Raw genomic sequence first — 23,694 nt, 5'->3', positions numbered from 1 at the left:
AATTCGGCGCCTTTCCAATCAAACCGGCAGCAATAAACCAGAAGCGCTTAACGCACCTTGCGATCTTCGCGCATTAACTCCGCCAGATTCTGATAAACGGCTTCAATGGTTTCATTGGCGAGTGGCTGATCGGCCACATCGTGCAGACGAATTTCAGTCTGTTCTTTGTTGGCAGCATCTTCTTTCAGCAACAAACGATAACTGCCCTCTTTGAGCGCCAACTTGTTATCGCCCCACAAGGAACTCCAGAAGCCGGAGTTGTCATTCAGATTAACGTAGAACAAGCCTTTGCTTGAGTCCATGTCCACGACTTCCAAGCCAAGCTCAGGCAGTACTATCCGTAGACGATCCCAGGTGCGCTTGAAGGGCGCATCGGCCACCCAGTAGCTCTCACTGTCACCACCCTGAGACAGTGACATATCAATGCCCAGACTCTGCTTGATGCGGTTGGCCTTGATCATCTGTTCACGCTTGAGGCTCATATAGGCCACAGCACTGTTGAGCATGTCTATGGTGTAACGGCGCTTGTCTTCACCGCTGAGCAATACCGGCAGCTCTGAGCCGTCATAATGCTCTTCGTGGTCGATAAGTGTGATCAGCAAATTACCGGTACGGCCATGAGGGCGAACTTCAACATCAAAACGAAAACGCTGCCGCAGTTGGTAGACTTTATCGCTGCCAAACCAGGAAGAATCGAGCACCTGCTCTGTCTCAATCCAGTCGGTCTCGATAGAGCCTTTATCATAATCTTCAGAGACTACGCCATAGCTTTGCTTTTGCAGATAACCCTTAACTGTACTGTAAATCTCCTGTTTGAGATCAACACTGTTGTCAATGGACTCAACCACCACTTTAATGTTGTCACTGCCCTCTTCCACATGGGTGCCTTCCGCCATAGGCAGTACTTGCAAAGGCGGACGAATATCGAGTTTTTCACCGACAAACTCGGGATTGCTTTTGGCGCCCGCTTGCGGGATCTCAAACTCTTTACTGAATCTTGGAGTGTCCAAACCTTCCGGGATCACCAAAGGTGCTGAAGTGCCGGCATCTACGTATTCGAAGTCGCCATTGGCCTGGCGACGATCAATCGGCGTACTGCAGGCTGTAACAGCGACAACCATCACTAAGGGGGTAACTTGCTTTAGCATTAAATTATTCAACCTCTATCCCGGCTTTTTGCATTGCGTTAAGCAACAGACCATGAAACTCTTCGGAAAGTTCAGTCAGAGGCAAACGAATTGTGCCTTCGCTGATGAGTCCCATACGGTGAACCGCCCATTTAACCGGTATTGGGTTTGCCTCACAAAAGAGTGCGCTGTACAAGCCGCTCAGGGATTCATCAATGGCTTTTGCCTCTACGGATCTTCCTTGCAGCGCCGCATCACACATAGCCTTGAATGCCTTAGGGACGATATTATTGGCAACCGAGATCACCCCATTGCCACCAAGAGCCAAAAATTCACGCGCCGTGGCATCGTCGCCACTGAACAGCAGAAAATCGTCACCGCAAAGCTCACGCAGTTGCTTCACCCGGGAGAGGTCGCCTGTGGCTTCTTTCACCCCAATGATGTTGGGCACATCACAAAGCTGGGCAACGGTTTCCGGCTTCATATCAACCGAAGTGCGGCCGGGAACGTTATACAGAATTTGGGGAACATCCGTGCTGGCTGCAACCGCTTTATAATGGGCAACCAAGCCTTTAGGTGTTGGCTTGTTATAGTAAGGAGTAACCCCCAACATGGCGGCCACGTCGAGTTTCGATAATTCCCGGGTCAGTTCTATGGCTTCGGCGGTGGCGTTGGCACCATTACCCCCGATAACGGGAATACGACCTGCGGCAAAAGAAAGAGTTTGCGACACCACTTCAAGGTGTTCGTGAATGGGCAGAGTGGCTGATTCGCCTGTGGTACCAACTGCAACTATGGCATCAGTCCCCTGTTTGATATGAAATTCCACCAAACGCTCGAGACTTGCAAAATCCACTGAGCCATCGCCTTGCATGGGCGTAATTAAGGCTACGATGCTTCCGTTTATCATCTTATGTCCCCAAGATTTCAGGATTCGCTATGGTACTGGTGCAGCCAGCCAATGACAAGCACTGTCAGGGCTAACAAATCGAATAAGTTGTGGTAGCATGGTTGACTGCACAAAAAACTCAGCTCACAGTGGCTGAGTTTTCGCTCTATGATACCGGAAATATGAGGAAAATTCATGACCAACTACCTGGTCGTTACCGCTATGGGCGCCGACCGTCCCGGCCTGGTCAGCAAACTGGCAAGATTAGCCAGTGATTGCGACTGTGACATAGTCGACAGCCGCATGGCGCTGTTCGGCAACGAGTTTACTCTAATTATGATGTTGTCCGGCTCCTGGGCATCCATTACCAAGATAGAAACCAGCCTTCCCAGTCTCAGTGTCGAGCTTGAGCTGATGACAGTGATGAAGCGCACCTCCAAGCACACGCCGCAAAATTATATCTCGCGTATTGAAGTGACTTTCAATGGTCAGGATCAGCGTGGCACCATGAAGCGCATCTCGCAGTTTTTGGCAGACAGATCTTTGGATCTCGGTGCGGTACGCTCATATTCGGAAGAGTTGCCGGACGGCAGCCAGACTCAGCACGTTTTCCTGGCCATCAATATCCCGGAAAAAGTCGAATTGGATAAGCTGGAAACCAGCATTCAAGCCTTGGCCGAAGAGATGTCCCTGACCTGCAACATCAAACGTATGCAAGGAATTGCGGTTCCCAAGGCCGATTGAATCCCACTTATACCAAATAAAGATCAAAAGGATTGAACGCATGAACACCTTAAATGCAGGCGATAAAGCGCCACTCTTCACCCTTAAAAACCAAAACGATGAAAATGTTTCACTGCAAGATTGCCTGAAAAAAGGCCGGGTACTGGTGTACTTCTACCCCAAGGCGATGACGCCGGGCTGCACAGTGCAAGCCTGTGGTCTCAGAGACAGCAAGACGGAACTGGACGAATTCAATGTAACCGTGCTTGGAATAAGCACTGATCCCGTGGCGAGACTGGGCAAGTTTATCGATAAGCATGAGCTCAACTTCACTCTGCTCAGCGATGAAGATCACGCAGTAGCCGATGCCTTCGGCGTCTGGGGCGAGAAAAAATTTATGGGCAAAGTTTATGATGGTCTGCACCGCCTGAGTTTTCTGATTGACCAGGACGGCACCATCAGCCACAGATTCGACAAGTTCAAGACCAAAGATCACCATCAAGTGGTGCTGAACTATCTCAAGGGATAAATCCCGTGGCTAGTTTGCCGGCTTCTATTGCCGGCACTTGCTACATAGCTAACCTAAGTTCTGTAGCTCCGAGCCTGAAATACTAAAAAAGTCCGCAATGCGTAATGCCGTTCACTTAATGTGAACGGCATTAATCCATCGGCGTCATTATTGCTTAATCAAAAAATGAAAAAGCCCGCCTGTTTGCACAAGCCGGCTTCACTGAATATGGCAAAGGAGCAGGGATTTGAACCCTGCATGACGGCGCTATAAACCCGGCAATCCGCTAACCGCCTATACCTGGCTAATAGCTATCATCAAAACTCAGATACTAAAAAGCCCGCCTGTTTGCACAAGCCGGCTTCACTGAATATGGCAAAGGAGCAGGGATTTGAGCCCTGCATGACGGCGCTATAAACCCACCATCCTCTAACCGCCTATACCTGGCTAATAGCTATCATCAAAACTCAAATACGAAAAAGCCCGCCTGTTTGCACAAGCGGGCTTCTCTGAATATGGCAAAGGAGCAGGGATTTGAACCCTGCATAACGGCGCTATAAACCCGGCAATCCGCTAACCGCCTATACCTGGCTAATAGCAATCATCAAAATAAGATACGAAAAAGCCCGCCTGTTTGCACAAGCGGGCTTCTCTGAATATGGCAAAGGAGCAGGGATTTGAACCCTGCATGACGGTGCTATAAACCCGGCAATCCGCTAACCGCCTATACCTGGCTAATAGCAATCATCAAAATAAGATACGAAAAAGCCCGCCTGTTTGCACAAGCGGGCTTCTCTGAATATGGCAAAGGAGCAGGGATTTGAACCCTGCATGACGGTGCTATAAACCCGGCAATCCGCTAACCGCCTATACCTGGCTAATAGCTATCATCAAAACTCAGATACTAAAAAGCCCGCCTGTTTGCACAAGCGGGCTTCTCTGAATATGGCGGAGGAGCAGGGATTTGAACCCTGCATGACGGTGCTATAAACCCGGCAATCCGCTAACCGCCTATACCTGGCTAATAGCAATCATCAAAATAAGATACGAAAAAGCCCGCCTGTTCGCACAGGCGGGCATCTCTGAATATGGCGGAGGAGCAGGGATTTGAACCCTGGATGGGCTATAAACCCATGCCGGTTTTCAAGACCGGTGCATTCAACCACTCTGCCACCCCTCCGAACGCTGCAAATACTATAGTGAGCGTCTGAGACTGTAAAGTAGAAAATGTCATGGTCTTATCTATTTGCTCAATCTGCACTCAGTCCTTAGGTGTTTCTTCTGCATGCATTGCCAAACGCGCCGGATCCGGCTTGGTAAAACCTGCCCTCACCTGCGACCAGTCGGCAAACTGACGCAGTTTATAGCCAGCAAATACCAGCACACTGCACCCCAGGATCCCCCAGGCAATAGCAGTTTCCCCGGCCGTGGCCCACACAGCAACCAGGCTTGATGCTCCGAATGCCAAGGTGATCTGTAAAAAGTTTTGCAGACCGGCCGCTTTGGAGGCGCACTGGCTGAAATGTTGCAGCGCACTGTTAACCACTATCGGATAAATGGCACCATTGGCCGCGGCCAGTACAGAAAACGCAATTAGCAATGGATAGATGGTTTGCGCCTTGAATACCAAAGTCGCCAAGGCTATCGCCAACACACACAAACCAAACAGCGCCAGCAACAGTTTAAGCGTCATCTCACTGCCTACCCTGCGGATAAGCAACTTGCTGGCATAGCCACCGACGATAAACATGATGGTTTGCGGAATAAAGCTTAAACCTATGGCATCTGCTTCATAACCGTGCTGTTCCATCACTATCGGCCAGAGTGTCAGGTAGGCGAAGAAAGCCCCGGAACATGCACCATAGATGAGTACATTGCCCAAATAACCTGTGTTGTTAAAAAAGGTCTTGTAAGCCACTTTTTCTTCAGCTTTGGCCGAGCCTTCGCTTGCCGGCTTAACCAACACCATGGTCAATGCCATCAATGCCGTTGCCGTCGCTGCCAAAATGAAAAATATCGCTTCCCAGCCCAGATGCCCAAGCACCTTGGCGCCGAGAATGGGCGCCAATGCCGGTGACAAGGCCACCAAGGGCATGATGTTGGAGAAAATGCGCTGTGAGTCTTTGGCATCATACTGCTCTACCACCAAAGCCTGCCAAATGACGGCAGCACTGCAGACGCCAATCGCCTGGAAGAAACGGGCACAGTTGAGCATGATAATATTGTCACTGAAACCTATACAGACTGTCGCCAGTGCAAACAGCGCTAAACCACCGAGCAGTGAGTTGCGTTTACCGAAACGCTGCACCAGAGGGCCGTAGAGCAGTTGCCCCAAGGCCAATCCGGCCAGGAAAGAGGTCAAGGACATGGCTACTTGAGAAGCGCTGGCATCAAGAGAGCTTTCAATTGCTTTGAATGCTGGGAGATACATGTCGGTCGCGATGAAAGCCAACATGCTCAGAAGCGCGAGATAGCATAAAAACATGAAATATTTAAGAGTCATATACAACCTGGTTACAACTTAAGATAAAAGTAATATGAATGCCGATGCAGTCTAAAGCCTTGCTCTATCGAGGTGAAACGTTTATTTTTGACTTATGCCTTCAAATATTCTCACAGCAAGGAATCGCCATGCTTTCTGAACAGTCGTTACAACTTATCGATATTGTTTCTCACCTTGGCAGTTTCACCGCCGCAGCCAACAAGCTGCACAAGGTGCCCTCCGCCGTGAGTTATGCCATTAAGCAGATTGAGGAAGAGCTGGGGGTTGTGCTGTTTGAACGCCATCACCGCAGCGTCAGTTTGACGCCCGCCGGAACTCACTTCGTCAAGGAAGCCAGGATCATGCTCAAGCAACTGGACGATCTGAAACGGGAAACCCAGCGGGTGGCCAATGGTTGGCAACCGACGCTGTCCATCGCTTTGGATAACATAGTCAGGGCAGACAGGATCAGTGTGCTGATTGCCGACTTCTATCGCCACTTCACCGATGTGGAGCTGATCATTCGCATTGAGGTGTTCAACGGTGTTTGGGAAGCCTTGTCTACCGGGCGCAGCGATGTTGCCATAGGTGCGACCACCGCCATTCCGGTCGGCGGCGCCTATCATCACAGAGACATGGGCGACATCGAGTGGGCATTTTTGGTGAGCAAGTCTCACCCATTGGCAGACATCGACCGGCCACTGGAGGATGAAGAGCTCAGGCCCTTCCCCTCTATTTGCCTGGACGATACTTCCAGAGAGATCCCCAAGCGCCACACCTGGTTGCTGGACAATCAGCGCCGCTTGGTGGTGCCGGATTGGATCCGGGCCATCAACTGTTTCCGTGAAGGCTTGGGGATAGGCTATATGCCGGTACACCTTGCCAGCCCCTTTATTCGCGCCGGAGCCTTGGTGGAAAAACAGTTAGCAACGCCGCTACCGGCCAGTTCCTGCTGTCTGGCTTGGAATGCCAATAAGATGTCACCGGCGCTCAAATGGGTACTGGATTATCTGGGCGATACCGAAAAACTGCACAGAGAGTGGCTCGCCTGACTTTAATTCATAAAAGATTCAGTGTTTAATGGCACAATCTATAACAGGAAACCTGCAGCGGAACCATATAAGGTTTAAGCTGCTCTAACATGGAAACTAGCCGGGCCATTAACCCTGGCTATGTCAGTCAACCTTCGGAGAAGCAAATGACTCAGCAAACCCTTTATTCGAGCCAAACTTCCACTATGGAAGTGAACAAAATGCTCAGAAACACCTACATGCTGCTGGCAATGACCATAGGGTTTTCAGCCGTATGTGCCGCCATCGCCATGGCGATGGGAATCGGCCCCATGATGTCACTGGGACTTTCCATCGGTGGCTTGGTGTTGCTGTTCGTTACTCTGAGAAAAGCCGATTCCGCTGCCGGGATCTTTTGGGTATTTGCCTTTACCGGTATGGAAGGTGCGTCTCTGGGTTATATCCTCAACCATTACGCCGGCATGAGTAACGGTCCTGAGCTGATTATTCAGGCCTTTGGTCTGACATCAGCCATCTTCGTCGCCCTGTCGGCCTATGCCGTGACCACCAAGAAAGATTTTTCCTTTATGCGCGGCTTCTTGATTGCTGGTCTGGTGGTCGTCATTGCCGCAGCAGTGATCAATATATTTGTCGGTAACGGCGCAGTATTTATGGCGGTCAATGCGGGTATCGCCCTGCTGATGACAGGTTTTATCCTGTTTGATACCAGCCGTATCGTTAATGGTGGTGAGACCAACTATATCCGCGCCACCATCGCCTTGTATCTGGATTTCCTTAACCTGTTTATCAGCCTGCTGCACCTTATGGGTGTTGGTGGCGATGACTGATCCCCACGGGATGGAAAATAGGTTAAAATGGCCCTAATTCAGGGTCATTTTTTTTGGTATGAGCAAACTTATTATTATGGTGAATGGCAGTGTCTACGGCCCGGCGGCCGGCTTCCATGCACTCAAATATACTCGGGCTGCGCTGCAAGCGGGCCATGAGGTTCACTGCGTATTCTTTTATCAGGACGGCGTAAGTCAGTCCAATGCCCTATGCGCGCCGGCATCGGACGAATTGGACTTAACTGCCGCATGGCAACAGTTGGCAAAGGAGTGGCAGCTTAATCTGGTGAACTGCGTCTCTGCCGCCCTGCGCCGCGGTGTGCTTTCAGCACAGGATGCCAAGGACAACGCCAAAGCGAGTGCCAATCTGGCCGCTGGCTTTACCATGGGAGGGCTTGGCGAGTTGGTCACCGGGCTTGAAAAGAGTGATCGTCTGGTGAGTTTTTAATGAAGAAAATAGCCATTATTTTTCGCCGGGCTCCGCATGGTTCGGCTTCCGGGCGCGAAGGCCTGGATCTGGCGCTGCTGAGCGCCAGTTTCGAGCAAGAGGTGAGCCTGATATTTACCGATGAAGGCGTGCTTACGCTGCTGAAGCAGCAGCAACCTGAGCTTATCGGCTGCAAGGATTATATCGCCACCTTAGGTGCGCTGCCGCTCTATGACATAGACACTGTGCTGGTCTGCAAGCAATCGCTGCAGGAATTGGGACTTGGCCGCACCGAACTGGTTATTCCTGCCACCATTTGTGATAACGAGCAGATCCGACAGACTCTGCTTGATGCCGATGAGGTCATGGTTTTCTGATGATATTACACCAAATACAAACATCGGCGGCGCGCGATACTGCGCTGTCCTGCGCACTGAGATATGCCGGTAAGACAGATGTGTTTCTGCTGGCCGGCGATGCAGTAAGCGCCCTGCTGAAACGTCAATGGGCCATGGCGCTATCACCATTTAAAGTGGTGCTGGTGGCTGATGATGTTAAGGCCCGCGGGCTAGAAGACTTTCTTGGTAATTATGAACAGTTGGATTATCCGGCGCTGGTAGCGCTGACATTGGCTCATACAAAGGTTATTTCGTGGTAGATTTCATTCAATTCAATGACAAGCAGATAGCGACCGATCCTCAAGGGTACTTGAAGCAGGTTTCCGATTGGACGCCCGAGCTGGCGCCCGTTATCGCCGCAGGTGAAGATATAGAGCTGACCGCTGCCCATTGGGAAGTGGTTAACTTTGTGCGTCACTTTTATCTTGAATACAAGACCAGCCCGGCTATCCGGGTTTTGGTCAAGGCAATCGGCCAGGCGCTGGGGCCGGAGAAAGGCAACTCCAAGTACCTCTACACCCTGTTCCCTATGGGGCCGGCCAAGCAGGCAACCAAGATTGCCGGGTTGCCCAAACCGGCCAAGTGTATTTAGAGCAACTCGATTTCGCACACAAAAAAGCCCCGAACTTCGGGGCTTTTTACTATGCAGAATAACTATTTTAAATTCTCATATACCAGCATGGCTGCCTTGCCGAGCGTGGCTAAAAACAGGGCAGAAAAAACTGCGATGACGGCCACGTAGGCAAGCCAGCGCAGGTAGCGCTGACCTTTATCCATATGACCTCACCCATCAACCTATTTTTTCAATGCCACCCATATAGCTGCGCAGTGCTTCAGGTACTGTGACACTGCCATCGGCATTCTGGTAGTTTTCCAAAATGGCTACCAGCGTGCGACCAACTGCCAGACCAGAACCGTTCAGAGTGTGGATAAGCTTTGGCTTGTTGTCGTCTTTGGAGCGATAACGGGCCTGCATTCGCCGCGCCTGGAAGTCACGCACGTTAGAGCAGGAAGAGATCTCACGGTAGGTATTTTGAGCCGGAACCCAGACTTCAACGTCGTAGGTCTTGGCGGCACCAAAGCCCATATCACCGGTACACAGGACGATAGTTCTGTACGGCAGACCCAGCTTCTTCAAAACATTTTCAGCGTGACCGACCAACTGTTCCAATGCGGCTTCAGAATCTTCCGGCTTCACCAATTGCACCATTTCGACCTTGTCGAACTGGTGTTGGCGGATAAGGCCGCGAGTATCTTTACCGTAAGAGCCGGCTTCACTACGGAAGCATGGCGTGTGAGCAGTCAACTTGATAGGCAACTCGGCCTCATCCAGTATGGTGTCGCGGGCCAGGTTAGTCAGCGGCACTTCGGCGGTTGGGATTAGGCTAAGCCCCTGGCCTTCCTCTGTGGCCGGTTTGGTGTGAAACAGATCTTCACCAAATTTGGGCAGTTGGCCTGTGCCCTTAAGGCTGGCTTCGTTGACCAGTAAAGGCACATAGCATTCGGTGTAGCCGTGCTCCTGAGTATGCAAATCCAGCATGAACTGCGCCAGAGCGCGGTGCATACGGGCAATTTGGCCCTGCATAAAGATAAAGCGCGAACCCGTTACCTTAACGGCACTCTTGAAATCCAATCCTTTGAGCTGTTCACCGAGATCCACATGATCCCGTACCGGGAAGTCGAACTCCCTTGGTGTGCCCCAGCGGCGGATTTCCACGTTGTCGTTCTCGTCTGAACCCACAGGTACAGATTCATCCGGCAAATTGGGAATGCTCATGGCAATAGCATCCAGCTCTTCAAGCAGCGCACTCAGCTCCTGCTTTTTACTGTCCAACTGGCTGCCGAGATCGCCTACCTGCGCCATGATTGGAGCAACGTCCTCACCGCGGGACTTGGCTTGACCTATGGACTTGGAGATGGCATTGCGACTGGCCTGCAGCTCTTCGGTTTCCACCTGCAGCGACTTACGCTTTTCTTCCAGCTTGGTCAGCCTGTCTACATCGAGGATAAAACCGCGGGTCGCCAGGCGCTCCGCAGTTGTTGCGAGTTCATTACGCAGATATTTTGGATCTAACATGTCTACTTGTCTTATCAGTTATACGCGTGAAAAAATCAGCAGTTGTCCCAAATAAACCATGGCCAGGCACAGTCCCAGGTTCAACGCCACATTCAGAAATGCCTTTAGCAACTCACCTCCCTGTATCAGCAGTAAGGTTTCATTTGAGAAAGTCGAGAAGGTTGTCAGTGCTCCAAGAAATCCGACACCGACCAGCGCCTTGATCTCAGGGCTGATATGACTGAGTTCTCCCAGTGCATAGATCATCCCCATCAGAAATGAGCCAAGTACATTAACAACCAGTGTACCAAAAGGAAAACCACTGCCAAATAGCTGGAGCACAAATATCGATATCAGGTAGCGCAAAACTGCGCCGGTTGCACCGCCAAGGGCGACAACGGTCAGATTAATCATACCTTTTGTTCTCACTTTGGCGGTCGAGCTGGCAAAGCTGCGCCAACTTATCGCGGATCCGTTTCTCGAATCCCCGCTCAGTCGGATAATAAAAACGACTCTCGGCCAAGGCTTCGGGGAAATAACATTCACCGGCGGCGTAAGCATTGGCCTCATCATGAGCATAACGATAGCCTTCACCGGCACCAATGGATTTCATCAGTTCGGTCGGCGCGTTTCTCAAATGCATGGGAACAGGCTGCTGGCCGGTTTCCCGGGCCAGTTGTCTGGCCGCCTTAAAGGCTGTATACACCGCATTACTCTTGGGCGCCGAGGCCAGATAAACAATCGCCTGCGCGATGGCACGCTCGCCCTCTGCCGGGCCGACCCGGTGGAAACAGTCCCAGGCGTTGAGAGCGACTGTCATTGCAGTAGGATCGGCATTCCCCACATCTTCAGAGGCTATCGCCAGCAGGCGTCTTGCGACATACAGGGGATCGCAGCCCCCTTCCAGCATACGACAAAACCAATAGAGCGCCGCATCCGGCGCCGAGCCGCGAATCGATTTGTGCACGGCAGAGATCAGGTCGTAATATTGATCGCCATTCTTATCAAACCCCGCCAACTGTTCACCGGCTACCTGCACCAGCATGGCCTCGGTAAAACTACCGCCATCCGGCAGCATGTCACTCATCAGCTCCACCAGGTTGAGAACCTTGCGGGCATCACCATCGGCGAGAGTCGCCAACTTGGCCATCAGCTCCTGCGGCATCTGCAACCTGCGTTTGCCAAGGCCACGCTCTTCATCAGCGAGCGCCTGGGTCACTATGGTAGCAATCTCGTCTTCATCGAGACGCTTAATCAGATAAACCCGCACCCTGGAAAGCAAAGCGTTATTGATTTCAAACGAAGGGTTTTCTGTGGTGGCGCCGATAAAAATCACAGTGCCATCTTCAATAAAAGGCAGAAAAGCATCCTGCTGGCTCTTGTTGAATCTGTGCACCTCATCGACAAACAGCAAGGTGCGCTGGCCGCGCGATTGCGCCACATTTTTGGCATGTTCTATCGCCGAGCGGATCTCTTTCACCCCGGATGTGACCGCAGATATTCGTTCCACGTGAGCGTTGGCATAATGAGCGACCAGCTCTGCCAGTGTGGTCTTTCCGGTACCCGGCGGCCCCCAGAACATCATGGAATGGGCCTTGCCTGCTTCCAGTGCCAGTCTCAGCGGTTGCCCTGGTCCCAGCAGATGTTGTTGACCGACGTATTGCTCCAGCGTCGCCGGGCGCATTCTTGCAGCCAGAGGGCGAAAGTCGGGGGCGAAATCAAAGCTCAGGCTGGACAAGGTTAACCTTCCCGCCCTGGGCGCTGATCGTCAATGGAAACGCCTTCGGGAACCTCAAATTGGAACAGTGTCTTGTCGCTATCTGTCAACGGCTGCTGCCCGCTCAGGTTGAACTGACTGAGATTACCCTGAGTGTCTTTCAGGGCCAGTTGGGTCAAAGTATTATCCTTGAAACAGACGCTGACCTGCTGCACTCCGGCCTCTTCAGTCTTGGGTGCTATCTGGAAACACTCTTTGTCCAAAGTGATGTTATAGCGGGCCCAACTGGCCTCGTCGCGGCGCACCAAAAGCGTCATGGGCGAAGCGGCAATGGCATTTTCCAGCGCCAGCACGCTCACTTCCTCGGCGAACGGGTTATAGATCCAAACATCTTTGCCATCTGCCACTATCACAGATTCATCCGGCTGCTGTAGATGCCAGTAAAACTGATTGGGCTGCGCCAAGGCGAGCTCGCCAGTGCCTTGCTGAATAAGTTTGCCATTGATATCTGTAACCTGCTGCTGGAAATCGGCTTTCAGACCGGCAATGGCATCTAACTTAGCTTTGAGTTGTCCGGCATCATCGGCCACGGCCGGTAAGCTCATTGCCAGAGCAAGAAACATAACGCTTTTTTTCATCTGTACCTCAATCTGTCTTATCTTGGCGGCGGTGGCGCCAATACTTCGCGGTTGCCATTATGGCCCTGGGCACTGACCACCCCTTGAAGTTCCATCTGCTCTATGATGCGAGCGGCGCGGTTATAACCTATCTTGAACTTACGCTGCACACTGGAGATAGAGCCCCGGCGGGTTTCGGTAACAAAGGCCACGGCTTCGTCGTAGAGTGCATCCAGCTCCTCCTCACCGCCTTCCGGTGCTTCTCCGGGCAGCAACACCTGTTCGCCGTCACTGGCTCCCTGAAGAATTTCTTCAATATATTGAGGCTTACCGCGGGCATGCCAATCGGCAACGACCGCATGCACCTCGTGATCGTCCACAAAGGCACCGTGAACCCGGTTGGGCACGCCGGTACCCGGGGGCAGATAAAGCATATCGCCCATCCCGAGCAGGGTTTCGGCGCCTTGCTGATCCAAAATGGTGCGCGAGTCGATGCGGGAAGAAACCTGGAAAGCGATGCGGGTGGGAATGTTGGCCTTGATAAGGCCTGTTATCACATCCACAGACGGGCGCTGGGTCGCCAGAATCAGGTGTATACCGGCAGCGCGGGCTTTCTGGGCGATACGGGCAATCAGCTCTTCCACCTTCTTACCGACTATCATCATCATGTCGGCAAATTCGTCCACGATAACCACGATAGAGGGCAACTTGTCGAGTTCAGGCGCCGTATCTTCCATGCTTTCGTTGGACTTCCACAACGGATCGCATATTGGCGTACCAGCGGCCTTGGCCTCGGCGATTTTGGCGTTGAAGCCCTTGAGGTTACGTACCCCGAGCGCCGACATCAGTTTGTAGCGCCGCTCCATCTCACCAACACACCAGCGCAGGGCATTGGCGGCCTCTTTCATATCCGTAACCACTTCACATAAGAGATGCGGAATACCTTCATAGACAGAAAGCTCCAGCATCTTGGGATCTATCATGATAAAACGCACATCTTCCGGGCCGGATTTGTACAACAGACTGGTGATCATCACGTTGACCCCGACCGACTTACCTGAACCTGTGGTACCAGCCACCAAAAGGTGCGGCATCTTGGCCAAGTCCACCACGACCGGATCGCCGGCAATGTCCTGTCCAAGCACCATGGTGAGATTGGATTTACTGTCCTTGAATGCCTGGCAATCAAGCACATCACGCATAAATACGGTTTCGCGGAACTTGTTGGGCAGTTCCAGCCCCACATAGGCCTTACCCGGAATAACCTCGACCACCCGCACACTTTCAGCCAGCAGAGAGCGCGCCAAGTCCTTGGATAAGTTAGAAATTTTTGAAGCCTTGACCCCGGGGGCCAAGTCCAGCTCAAAGCGGGTAATCACAGGGCCTGGATAGACTCCGACCACTTGCGCGGTAATATTGAAGTCAGCGAGTTTGCTTTCCACCAAGCGTGCAACCTGATCCAGTTCTTCTTCACTGATGGGGTTCTTCTTGCGATTGGGCACATCCAACAGCGAGATGCTCGGCAAGGGATCCATAGGTTGCTTACGCTCTTTGGAAGTGCCCTCTTCACCGGGCAAAATAATAATGCCGTTTTCAACCCTGGCTTTCTGGGCCTGCAATTGCCGCTCTTTATGACTGATAGCCCCAGTAGAAGCACGCTTGTCGAAGTCTATTGTGTCACTACCTTCGGTATTACTCTTCTGCCAAGGCGGCGTGTCAGCAGCATTATCGGTCGCACTTCCGGCAACCCCGGAAAAAAGCACAGGTTCTACCCTGCCCTGACGTTTGTGCTCAGTATCAGTGTTCTCATCGGCCATTTCCGCGTCTTCCCGCTCCAGAGTTTGCTGATCCTTTTTACGGAAACGACTCAGCAGTCCAGGCTTCTTGGCGGGCGGCTCTATGACCTCATCTTCATCGTCTTCGAGCACTTCTTCCGGCTCAACTTCATCGCGTTCACGGCGGAACTTGTCCACTACCGACATAAAGCCGCGGGTATCTTCGGTTTCTTTCGGACCAGACAGACGTGCCGGCAACTGTTTGAGCTTGAGAAAACACCAGATAGTTGCCAAGCCTGTGAGCTCGACTATGGTAAGCCAGCTTATTCCTGTCAGCAGAGTGAAACCCGCGCCGACAAAGCAAAGTAGCAGCAGTGTGGTACCCAACTGGTTGAAGTAAGGCAGCATGGCTTGGGCTATCACGTCGCCGGCCACGCCACCGGCAGAAAACTCATAGATATCACCGGCATTCATACTAGCCAAGGCAGCAAGGCTCAGCACCATCAACAGAAAGCCTATCAAGCGCAAGCCGACCGAGAAATAATCCACTTCCAACAGTTTGTGAGCGCGCCTGAAGATCAGCCAACCGGTTCCGGCAATGATGATAGGGATTAAGTAGGCGGTGTAGCCAAAGAAATAGAACAGGACATCGGCCAGCCAGGCACCTACGGCACCGGTGACATTCTCGATCTCCCCTTGATAGTTAGACTGACTCCAACCGGGATCGCCCGGATGAAAGCTGCCCAGCGCCAACAGTATATAGATGGCGATCATGCAGCACAGAATAAGCCCCCCTTCCAGCAGGCGTTGCAGGCCACTGAGGGTTCTGACACTATTTCCCTGAGACAAATGCGATTTCCATAAGCAAACGAAAAACGGATGGATTTAAGATACCAGAATCAACCTGAATGTGCAGCGAATAAGCCTACGAAAGCCACTAAAAGCAAGTGGATAAGGAGACTTTGTGTATTAGACTTTCTATTCCGGATTAAAAAGCAAACAGCAGTGGTGAAAAAGGAGCCAAATTGACTCCTTTTTCGAGGACGATATCGGGATCAAGCTTCGGCTGAAATACTGATGGCTACTTTACTGGTTTGCTTCACTTCTTCCATTACCACATAGGTACGGGTATCGGATACGGAAGGCAATTTCAATAGGGTTTCGCCCAATAATTTACGGTAAGCAGACATATCCGACACCCGGGTCTTGAGCAGATAATCGAAATCGCCGGATACCAGATGACATTCCTGAATATCATCCAAAAGCTGTACTGCACGGTTAAATTTATCAAAGACTTCGGGAGTATCTCTGTTAAGGGTGATCTCAACAAACACCAGTAAAGATGCACCTAAAAAGTGCGGGTTGACCAGTGCGGTATAACCGTTAATGTAGCCTTGTTTTTCAAGACGCTTAACGCGCTCAAGACAGGGTGTTGGACTCAAACCAACACGTTTGGAAAGCTCAACGTTGGAAATGCGACCGTCAATTTGCAGTTCATTAAGAATATTACGATCGATACGATCCAAGTCTTTTACAGGACTCTTTTTATTATTTACCATATTTTTAACCTTGTTTTATCACTAAAACAACATTTAATTTTGCGTATGTCACAAGTTTAGCAGCATAATCTGCCCGGGCAATACTATACTAGACTTTCCTGAATTGATCACGTTCAGGTCACTATAAAATAACAATTATGCCCATTAAAAGTGGGTTTTTTAGTATATTGAGGCTCGAAAATGATAATTGGTGTTCCAAAGGAAATCAAAAACCATGAATATCGCGTGGGTATGGTGCCGTCCAGCGTACGCGAGCTCACTATGCATGGCCATCAGGTTTTTATCGAAACGAATGCTGGTAATGGGATCGGTTTTACCGATCAAGACTATATCAATGCCGGAGCGTCCATTTTGGACACGGCCGCCGAGGTTTTTGCCAAGGCTGAGATGATTGTCAAAGTCAAAGAGCCACAGGCCGTAGAACGTGCCATGTTGCGCCATGATCAGATCCTCTTTACCTATCTGCACCTTGCCCCTGATCTGCCCCAGACAGAAGAACTGATTAGCAGCGGCGCTATTTGTATCGCCTATGAAACAGTTACCGATGATCGTGGTGGCTTGCCTTTGCTGGCTCCCATGTCAGAAGTAGCCGGACGTATGTCCATCCAGGCCGGAGCAATGGCGCTGGAAAAATCCATGGGTGGTCTAGGCATGTTGCTCGGTGGTGTTCCCGGAGTTGAGCCAGCCAAAGTTGTGATCATAGGTGGCGGTATGGTTGGAACCAATGCCGCACAAATGGCAGTCGGTATGGGCGCCGATGTAGTGGTGCTTGATCGTTCTATTGATGCATTGCGTCGTTTGAACGTACAGTTTGGCTCCAAAGTTAAGGCTATCTATTCTACGGCCGATGCCATTGAGAAGCATGTGCTGCAAGCAGATCTGGTCATCGGCGGCGTGCTGATCCCCGGGGCGGCCGCACCCAAGCTGGTTACCCGAGAACATATCAAGAAGATGAAGCCAGGTGCCGCGATAGTGGATGTCGCCATAGATCAGGGTGGCTGTGTGGAAACCTCTCATGCCACAACTCACCAGGATCCTACCTATATCGTCGATGATGTAGTGCATTACTGTGTGGCCAATATGCCGGGCGCTGTGGCGCGTACTTCCACCTTTGCCCTGAACAACGCAACCCTGCCCTACATTCTCAAGCTGGCCCGTCTGGGTTACCGCGACGCGCTCTTGTCTGATAAGCACTTGCAAAATGGTCTTAACGTGATGCACGGTAAGATCACCTGTAAAGAAGTCGCTGTAGCCCATAATATGCCTTATACCGCTGCCAACGAACTGTTACAGTAAATAAATTAGTTACAGCATTAAAGGAGCCCTTTGGCTCCTTTTTTTCGATTAAGCCAATCTTGAAGATTCTATTGCAAGCGCTTTACCCTTTGGGGGAAATTACCTACAATCGCTGCTATTTGCCAAGGCACGGAGAGAATAAAATGAGCCAAGCCAAACATTGTAACCTACTTATCTTGGGGTCTGGCCCCGCCGGCTATACCGCAGCCGTTTATGCTGCCCGCGCCAATCTCAAGCCAGTGATGATCACAGGTATCCAACAGGGTGGCCAGTTGACCACAACGACCGAAGTCGAAAACTGGCCCGGCGATGCTGAAGGCCTGACAGGTCCTGCGCTAATGGAACGGATGCAAAAGCATGCCGAGAAGTTCGATACCGAAATCATCTTTGACCATATCAATGAAGTTGACCTGCAGCAGCGCCCTTTCACCTTGAAAGGTGACAACGGTGAATACACCTGTGATGCGCTGATCATAGCTACCGGCGCCTCGGCCAAGTATCTCGGTCTGCCATCTGAAGAAGCCTTCAAGGGCCGTGGTGTATCTGCTTGTGCCACCTGTGACGGTTTCTTCTACCGCAACCAGAAAGTGGCGGTGATCGGTGGTGGTAACACAGCGGTTGAAGAAGCGCTCTACCTTTCCAACATCGCGGCTGAAGTGCACTTGATCCATCGCCGAGACAGCTTCCGCTCTGAGAAAATTCTTATCGACCGTCTGATGGATAAAGTCGAAAACGGTAATATCATTTTGCATCTGGATAGGACTCTCGATGAAGTGACTGGCGATGCCATGGGGGTTACCGGACTCAAGATGAAGAGCACCAAAGACGGTAGTATTTCCGATTTGGAAGTGGCTGGGGTATTTGTCGCCATTGGCCACAGTCCCAACACAGGTATCTTCGAAGGCCAGTTGGAGATGAATGGCGGTTATATCAAGGTCGAAAGCGGCCTTAACGGTAATGCCACCCAGACCAGCGTCAAAGGCGTATTCGCCGCCGGCGATGTGATGGATCAACACTACCGTCAGGCCATCACTTCAGCCGGAACCGGTTGTATGGCGGCACTGGATGCCGAGCGCTTCCTGGATGCCCAGAAATAAGCTCTGCCGATATACTGAAAAAGCCAGTCATTGATGACTGGCTTTTTTGTCTGAGACATTAAAATATAAGTAAATCACAGGCATGAAAAAAGGGACCTTAAGTCCCTTTTTAACAGCAACTACAACTAATCTCCTGAGAGATTAGTTTGCCAGTGCTTCCTTCGCTTTTTCTACCAGAGTAGCAAACACTACTTTGTCGAATACAGCGATGTCTGCCAAAATCTTACGATCGATTTCGATAGACGCCTTTTTCAGACCGTTGATGAAACGGCTGTATGAAAGACCATTCTGACGAGAAGCCGCATTGATACGTGCAATCCACAGTTGACGGAATTGACGCTTCTTCTGGCGACGGTCACGGTAAGCATATTGACCTGCTTTGGTTACTGCTTGTACCGCTACACGGAAAGTACGTGAACGGGCACCGTAGTAACCTTTGGCAAGTTTAAGAACTTTCTTGTGACGAGCTCGTGCAGTTACACCACGCTTAACTCTTGGCATTTTTCAATTCCTCCTAATTAAGCGTATGGCAGTTGGCGTGCAATCATTGGCACGTCAGCTTTGGCAACTAAACACTTGGCGCGCAGATGACGCTTACGCTTGGTGCTCTTCTTGGTCAGGATGTGACGCAGATGGGCTTGCTTACGCTTGAAACCATTGGCGGTTTTCTTAAAACGCTTCGCTACACCCTTGTCGGTTTTCATTTTAGGCATTACTAAAACTCCGCATTGGGATATTAATAAAACGCAAGGCGAGCAAAGGCCCGTAGACCTTTGCTACTTTTCAGGGTTGCCCTGCTATTTCTTTTTGGGCGCCAGCACCATGATGGCTTGTCGACCTTCCATTTTCGGGAAGGATTCAACAACCGCATACTCTTCCAGATCGGCCTTGATACGGTTCAAAAGATCCATACCCAGGTTCTGGTGTGCCATTTCGCGTCCGCGGAAACGCAGCGTAACTTTCGCTTTGTCTCCATCTTCTAGAAAACGAATCAGGTTGCGTAGTTTTACCTGATAGTCGTTTTCATCAGTACCAGGGCGGAATTTAACTTCCTTCACCTGGATCTGTTTCTGCTTCTTCTTCTGTTCTTTCTGGGCTTTTGCCTTGTCGAACAGGTATTTACCGTAGTCCATGATACGGCATACAGGCGGCTCAGCATTAGGACTGATCTCAACCAGATCCAGACCTGCCTCATCGGCTACTTCCTGAGCCTCTTTGATGCTGACGATACCAATGGCTTCACCATCAACGCCATTCAAACGTACCTCAGGTACGCCGGTAATTTCTTCATTAATTCTATTCGGGGCCGCCTGACGGCCTGCTGATTTTTTGATCTTTATGACCTAATCCTCCAACAATTCAAGACTACGGAGCGAAATTTGTTGCTTGACCTTAGCGGCGAAATCATCGATTCGCATCTTACCTAAGTCCACCCCGTCTCGGGTACGCACAGCGACTTCCCGATTTTCCATCTCCTGATCACCTATGACCAGCAAATAAGGAACCCGCCTCAAAGTGTGCTCGCGTATTTTAAAGCCTATTTTTTCATTCCTCAAGTCTTTAGAGGCACGTATGCCCTGTTCCTTGAAGAATTCGACTACTTCTTCAACATAATCAGCTTGTTTGTCTGTTATGTTCATAACAACAACCTGCACAGGGGCCAGCCAGGTTGGGAAACGACCGGCGAACTCTTCGATGAGAATACCGAGGAATCGCTCCAAAGAGCCCAAAATCGCACGGTGGATCATCACAGGAGTCTGACGGCTGTTGTCTTCGGCAACATAAGTTGCGCCCAGACGACCTGGCAAGGCGTAGTCAAGCTGCACTGTACCACACTGCCAGGCACGGTCCAGACAGTCGTGCAGAGTGAACTCGATTTTAGGACCGTAGAAGGCGCCTTCGCCGGGCAGGATTTCAAATTCAATATCGTTGCTGCGCAGCGCTTGTTTCAGAGCTTCTTCTGCCCTATCCCACATGGCATCATCACCGATACGCTTTTCTGGACGGGTAGAGAGCTTAACCACGATATTGCTGAAGCCGAAAGTGGAATAGGTGTCGTACACCATCTTGATACACTTACTGACTTCGGATTGCACCTGCTCTTCAGTACAGAATACGTGCGCATCGTCCTGGGTAAAACCACGAACCCGCATCAGGCCGTGCAAGGCACCTGAAGGCTCATTACGGTGACAGCAGCCGAACTCGGCCATCCGCAGCGGCAGGTCACGATAGGACTTGAGGCCTTGGTTAAAGATTTGCACATGACCGGGGCAGTTCATCGGCTTGACGGCGTATTCGCGGTTCTCACTGCTGGTTGTAAACATCGCTTCGGCGTATTTATCCCAGTGACCTGAACGTTCCCACAGCACACGGTCCATCATCAGTGGGCCTTTCACTTCCTGATAGTCGTACTGGCTCAGCTTCTGGCGAATAAAACGCTCAAGCTCGAGGAATACGCTCCAGCCATCATTATGCCAAAACACCATGCCCGGCGCTTCTTCCTGCATATGGTACAGGTCCAGTTGCTTGCCGATTTTACGGTGGTCACGCTTGGCCGCTTCTTCCAAGCGAGTCAAGTGAGTCTTGAGCGCTTTCTTGTCTGCCCAGGCAGTACCATAGATGCGCTGCAACATCTTGTTGTCTGAGTTACCACGCCAGTAGGCGCCGGCAACATTCATCAGTTTAAAGAAATGGCAGAAACGCATGTTGGGCACATGAGGACCACGACACATGTCTGTGTATTCTTCGTGGTGATACAGTGCCGGAGTGGCATCACGGCTAATGTTTTCGTCCAGGATTGCCATTTTGTAAGGCTCGCCGCGAGATTCAAAAGTATCACGGGCTTCCTGCCAGCTAACCACGCGCTTGACTACGTCATAGTTGGTCTTGGCCAGTTCCAGCATGCGTTTTTCCAGCTTCTCCAGATCTTCCTGGGTCAGTTTATGATCCAGGTCGATGTCATAGTAGAAGCCGTTATCAATAACAGGACCAATCGCCATCTTGGTTTCGGGCCACAGTTGTTTGATCGCATGACCCAACAAATGAGCGCAAGAGTGACGAAGGATTTCCAGCCCTTCTTCATCTTTGGCCGTGATGATCGACAGTTCTGCATCTGTTTCGATCAGATCACAGGCATCTTTCAACTCGCCGTTGACTCGTCCGGCAATACAGGCTTTCGCCAGGCCAGGACCAATATCAGCAGCAACATCGAGTGTAGAGACTGGGTTGGCAAACTCGCGCTTGCTCCCATCGGGAAGTGTAATTACAGGCATGAAAATTCCTTGTCCAGTGGTGACCCACACGTAGGGCCACTTGGTTATCAATGATAAAAAAGTATGTTAGCCCTTGGGTTAAGGCAGTACAGGAGCCTTAAGGTCTCCGCCGGGCAGACTGGTAATTTTACGGGATAAGGCCCGGCCCACGCAACCCAAAAACATTCAATGAATAAGCTTTGGCTCACAAGCCGGGGCTATACTTACTTTATGTTGTGAGCTTGGGTTCTATCGTCCAAAGGCATAGGGCTGAACGGCGGAGGAGGAAACTATGCAACTTAAAAGTCAAACTATTTGTTGCCCCCATTGTGGCCACCATCAAAAAGTAGAGCTCGATGCCAGCGGCGGCGACCAGGAGTTTTACAATGATTGTCGGGTATGCTGCAACCCCATCCACATGAGGCTGCACATCAATGACCAGAGGCATATGATAGAGCTGTACGTCGATGGCGATGACGAACAGCTCTACTGAGAGTTACCACATAAGATCGTCCGGAATGACATAATCTGCGTAAGGGTCCTCTTCATCCGGCACTTGCTCCGCGTTGTTCTCGGCTTGCCACAAATAGCCACACCAAGTCGGCACCAACAGATTGACCCGCTCGGCGAGTTTATGGGGCACCAGATAGCTGCTTTGCTCAATTCGCACTATCCCCAAACGGCCACCAAGTAGCTGATTCTGGAGTTTTTCATTGATATACAATGGGTATATCTTGTTCTCCAACGTATAGTTGAACTTGATTTCGCCATCTTTCGGCAGCGCCACCGCATTTTGCTTAACCTCAGTGACCAGGCCACGAACCAAGCCTTTCTCTGTGGCCTCGGCAAAGCGTTGTTCGTTGAGTGCCTTATCCTTTTCTGCCTGCTGCTTTTTCTGCTGTGCGATTTGCGCCTTCAGCTCAGCAGAGCCATCATCAATATTGGACTTGCGGTTACGTTTCTTCTGGGTTTTGACATCGCGAACTTTTTGCTTGCTGGCGAGCCCCGCCTTAAGCAACTGTTCCTGTAATGCGTTTGCCATTTTATAATCTCTCTCTTGCTACTTACTTGATTCTTGCTTTGCTGCCAGCGCCCCGAGTTGACTCATGGCCGCACTGGCACCGCCAAGCGACCAACCGCCGTCGACCGGTAATATGGTTCCGGTAATATAGGAAGCCATTGGCGAGGCCATAAAGAGTGCGGCATTGGCCAAGTCTTCGCCCTCACCATTGCGTTTTAACGGTACACTCTCTGCCACCTGTTGTTGCAACTGCGCCGACGGCGCCAAGCGATTAAATCCTTCGGTACCGGCAATTGGACCAGGCACCAGGGAGTTTATCCGTATGCCTTCAGGCCCCCATTCCAACGCCAGTGTGCGGGTCAACATATCGACTCCCGCCTTGGCGGCACAAACGTGGACCTGCATCGGCATGGCAATATACGCCTGCGGCGCCGAAATTTGAATAATACTGGCGCCAGGGCGCTTAAGCATAGGATAGGCTTGTTTCAACACCTGAAAACTGCCCAACAAATCGATATCCATGACAGATTTGAAACCGTTGGCGCTGAGTTTGGCGGCGCTGGCTGGGAAATTGCCGGCGGCGCCACTGACAAGCACATCAATATGCGGGAAACTCTGGGCCAAAACGGTAAAGCCTTGCTCGAGTGCCGGCAAATCCCTGACATCGAAGCTCAAGCCCAGATGTTGACCTTGCGGATTGGCTTCATTCAATAACGCCACTGCGGCTGCCACTTTTTCCGGGTTACGGCTGGCAACCGCCACATGGGCACCGGCTACTGCGAACGCCTTGGCGATACAAAGGTTGATGCCGCTGGTACCCCCGACGACCACTACATACTTACCCTGATAATCGAACATTGAGCTTCTCTCCTATCCACTGATCATTCGTTATT

At 51.1% G+C, this 23,694-nt stretch carries 27 protein-coding genes and 1 tRNA gene; 11 read left to right on the top strand and 17 right to left on the bottom strand.

Annotation, left to right across the window (positions count from 1 at the left end; all coding sequences use genetic code 11):
• Positions 1–47: 47 nt before the first annotated feature.
• The gene (gene bamC / locus CX650_RS16750; protein WP_039032962.1) at positions 48–1,148 is read right to left on the bottom strand and encodes an outer membrane protein assembly factor BamC; all 1,101 of its coding nucleotides are present in this window, start codon (positions 1,146–1,148) and stop codon (positions 48–50) included.
• 4 nt (positions 1,149–1,152) lie between these two features.
• On the bottom strand, positions 1,153–2,037 hold the full coding sequence (gene dapA, locus CX650_RS16745) for a 4-hydroxy-tetrahydrodipicolinate synthase (protein WP_039032963.1): 885 nt from the start codon (positions 2,035–2,037) through the stop codon (positions 1,153–1,155).
• 174 nt (positions 2,038–2,211) lie between these two features.
• On the opposite strand from dapA, the gene CX650_RS16740 reads away from it, so the two are divergent.
• Positions 2,212–2,760: a glycine cleavage system transcriptional repressor gene (locus tag CX650_RS16740; protein WP_025009712.1), complete on the top strand. Its 549-nt coding sequence runs from the start codon at positions 2,212–2,214 to the stop codon at positions 2,758–2,760.
• Between the two features lie 40 nt (positions 2,761–2,800).
• On the top strand, positions 2,801–3,268 hold the full coding sequence (bcp, locus tag CX650_RS16735) for a thioredoxin-dependent thiol peroxidase (protein ID WP_101096468.1): 468 nt from the start codon (positions 2,801–2,803) through the stop codon (positions 3,266–3,268).
• 1,068 nt (positions 3,269–4,336) lie between these two features.
• Here the strand turns inward: bcp and CX650_RS16730 are convergent.
• A tRNA-Ser gene (locus CX650_RS16730) sits at positions 4,337–4,427 on the bottom strand.
• An 81-nt stretch (positions 4,428–4,508) separates the two neighbouring features.
• On the bottom strand, positions 4,509–5,750 hold the full coding sequence (gene punC, locus CX650_RS16725; RefSeq protein WP_226684303.1) for a purine nucleoside transporter PunC: 1,242 nt from the start codon (positions 5,748–5,750) through the stop codon (positions 4,509–4,511).
• A 128-nt stretch (positions 5,751–5,878) separates the two neighbouring features.
• Here punC and punR point away from each other — a divergent pair, with 128 nt between their 5' ends.
• The 6 genes from punR (at position 5,879) to CX650_RS16695 (ending at position 9,004) form a co-directional block, all read left to right on the top strand.
• Positions 5,879–6,781 (top strand): DNA-binding transcriptional activator PunR, encoded by a 903-nt coding sequence (gene punR, locus CX650_RS16720; protein WP_101096467.1) that lies wholly within the window; start codon positions 5,879–5,881, stop codon positions 6,779–6,781.
• Between the two features lie 146 nt (positions 6,782–6,927).
• On the top strand, positions 6,928–7,587 hold the full coding sequence (locus CX650_RS16715; RefSeq protein ID WP_039033033.1) for a Bax inhibitor-1/YccA family protein: 660 nt from the start codon (positions 6,928–6,930) through the stop codon (positions 7,585–7,587).
• A 58-nt stretch (positions 7,588–7,645) separates the two neighbouring features.
• On the top strand, positions 7,646–8,035 hold the full coding sequence (gene tusD / locus CX650_RS16710; RefSeq protein WP_039032967.1) for a sulfurtransferase complex subunit TusD: 390 nt from the start codon (positions 7,646–7,648) through the stop codon (positions 8,033–8,035).
• Positions 8,035–8,391, top strand: coding sequence for a sulfurtransferase complex subunit TusC (tusC, locus tag CX650_RS16705; protein ID WP_039032968.1), 357 nt, complete (start codon positions 8,035–8,037; stop codon positions 8,389–8,391). The genes tusD and tusC overlap by 1 nt, the downstream gene beginning before the upstream one ends.
• Positions 8,391–8,672 (top strand): sulfurtransferase complex subunit TusB, encoded by a 282-nt coding sequence (gene tusB / locus CX650_RS16700; protein WP_025009739.1) that lies wholly within the window; start codon positions 8,391–8,393, stop codon positions 8,670–8,672. Before tusC ends, tusB begins: the two co-directional genes overlap by 1 nt.
• Positions 8,666–9,004: a TusE/DsrC/DsvC family sulfur relay protein gene (locus tag CX650_RS16695; protein WP_039032969.1), complete on the top strand. Its 339-nt coding sequence runs from the start codon at positions 8,666–8,668 to the stop codon at positions 9,002–9,004. Before tusB ends, CX650_RS16695 begins: the two co-directional genes overlap by 7 nt.
• A 62-nt stretch (positions 9,005–9,066) precedes the next feature.
• On the opposite strand, the gene CX650_RS20580 is transcribed toward CX650_RS16695, so the two are convergent.
• The 7 genes from CX650_RS20580 to lrp form a co-directional block, all read right to left on the bottom strand.
• Complete coding sequence (locus CX650_RS20580; RefSeq protein WP_025009737.1) at positions 9,067–9,189, bottom strand: hypothetical protein; 123 nt, start codon at positions 9,187–9,189, stop codon at positions 9,067–9,069.
• Positions 9,190–9,202: 13 nt separating this feature from the next.
• Complete coding sequence (serS, locus tag CX650_RS16690) at positions 9,203–10,489, bottom strand: serine--tRNA ligase (RefSeq protein ID WP_101096466.1); 1,287 nt, start codon at positions 10,487–10,489, stop codon at positions 9,203–9,205.
• Between the two features lie 18 nt (positions 10,490–10,507).
• Positions 10,508–10,882: a fluoride efflux transporter CrcB gene (gene crcB / locus CX650_RS16685; protein WP_071475559.1), complete on the bottom strand. Its 375-nt coding sequence runs from the start codon at positions 10,880–10,882 to the stop codon at positions 10,508–10,510.
• Complete coding sequence (locus CX650_RS16680) at positions 10,875–12,206, bottom strand: replication-associated recombination protein A (protein ID WP_039032972.1); 1,332 nt, start codon at positions 12,204–12,206, stop codon at positions 10,875–10,877. The genes crcB and CX650_RS16680 overlap by 8 nt, the downstream gene beginning before the upstream one ends.
• A gap of 2 nt (positions 12,207–12,208) precedes the next feature.
• Positions 12,209–12,823 (bottom strand): outer membrane lipoprotein periplasmic chaperone LolA, encoded by a 615-nt coding sequence (gene lolA, locus CX650_RS16675; RefSeq protein WP_101096465.1) that lies wholly within the window; start codon positions 12,821–12,823, stop codon positions 12,209–12,211.
• Between the two features lie 17 nt (positions 12,824–12,840).
• Entirely contained in the window at positions 12,841–15,426 is a 2,586-nt protein-coding gene (locus CX650_RS16670; RefSeq protein WP_101096464.1) for a DNA translocase FtsK, read from the bottom strand.
• Between the two features lie 206 nt (positions 15,427–15,632).
• Complete coding sequence (lrp, locus tag CX650_RS16665) at positions 15,633–16,136, bottom strand: leucine-responsive transcriptional regulator Lrp (RefSeq protein WP_025009731.1); 504 nt, start codon at positions 16,134–16,136, stop codon at positions 15,633–15,635.
• A 180-nt stretch (positions 16,137–16,316) separates the two neighbouring features.
• Between lrp and ald the strand changes: the two genes are divergently transcribed.
• The gene (gene ald, locus CX650_RS16660) at positions 16,317–17,432 is read left to right on the top strand and encodes an alanine dehydrogenase (RefSeq protein WP_101096463.1); all 1,116 of its coding nucleotides are present in this window, start codon (positions 16,317–16,319) and stop codon (positions 17,430–17,432) included.
• A gap of 143 nt (positions 17,433–17,575) precedes the next feature.
• Positions 17,576–18,529 (top strand): thioredoxin-disulfide reductase, encoded by a 954-nt coding sequence (trxB, locus tag CX650_RS16655; RefSeq protein ID WP_101096462.1) that lies wholly within the window; start codon positions 17,576–17,578, stop codon positions 18,527–18,529.
• A 141-nt stretch (positions 18,530–18,670) separates the two neighbouring features.
• Here trxB and rplT read toward each other — a convergent pair whose 3' ends face one another.
• The 4 genes from rplT to thrS form a co-directional block, all read right to left on the bottom strand.
• A complete protein-coding gene (rplT, locus tag CX650_RS16650) occupies positions 18,671–19,030 on the bottom strand; it encodes a 50S ribosomal protein L20 (protein WP_025009729.1) in 360 nt (119 codons plus the stop codon).
• A 17-nt stretch (positions 19,031–19,047) separates the two neighbouring features.
• Positions 19,048–19,242, bottom strand: coding sequence for a 50S ribosomal protein L35 (rpmI, locus tag CX650_RS16645; RefSeq protein WP_025009728.1), 195 nt, complete (start codon positions 19,240–19,242; stop codon positions 19,048–19,050).
• 84 nt (positions 19,243–19,326) lie between these two features.
• Positions 19,327–19,869, bottom strand: coding sequence for a translation initiation factor IF-3 (infC, locus tag CX650_RS16640; protein ID WP_039032977.1), 543 nt, complete (start codon positions 19,867–19,869; stop codon positions 19,327–19,329).
• Between the two features lie 3 nt (positions 19,870–19,872).
• Positions 19,873–21,801, bottom strand: a complete 1,929-nt coding sequence (gene thrS, locus CX650_RS16635) for a threonine--tRNA ligase (protein WP_101096461.1) — start codon at positions 21,799–21,801, stop codon at positions 19,873–19,875.
• Positions 21,802–22,072: 271 nt separating this feature from the next.
• Here thrS and CX650_RS16630 point away from each other — a divergent pair, with 271 nt between their 5' ends.
• Complete coding sequence (locus tag CX650_RS16630) at positions 22,073–22,273, top strand: CPXCG motif-containing cysteine-rich protein (protein WP_039032979.1); 201 nt, start codon at positions 22,073–22,075, stop codon at positions 22,271–22,273.
• Between the two features lie 3 nt (positions 22,274–22,276).
• On the opposite strand, the gene CX650_RS16625 is transcribed toward CX650_RS16630, so the two are convergent.
• A complete protein-coding gene (locus tag CX650_RS16625) occupies positions 22,277–22,822 on the bottom strand; it encodes a DUF2058 domain-containing protein (RefSeq protein WP_101096460.1) in 546 nt (181 codons plus the stop codon).
• Between the two features lie 18 nt (positions 22,823–22,840).
• On the bottom strand, positions 22,841–23,659 hold the full coding sequence (locus tag CX650_RS16620; protein WP_039032981.1) for an SDR family oxidoreductase: 819 nt from the start codon (positions 23,657–23,659) through the stop codon (positions 22,841–22,843).
• Positions 23,660–23,694 lie beyond the last annotated feature (35 nt).

The sequence above is a fragment of the Shewanella indica genome, assembly GCF_002836975.1.
GTDB lineage: Bacteria > Pseudomonadota > Gammaproteobacteria > Enterobacterales > Shewanellaceae > Shewanella > Shewanella indica.
Note: the sequence above shows the minus strand (reverse complement) of the source record. Positions and strands in the feature narration are given on the sequence as shown.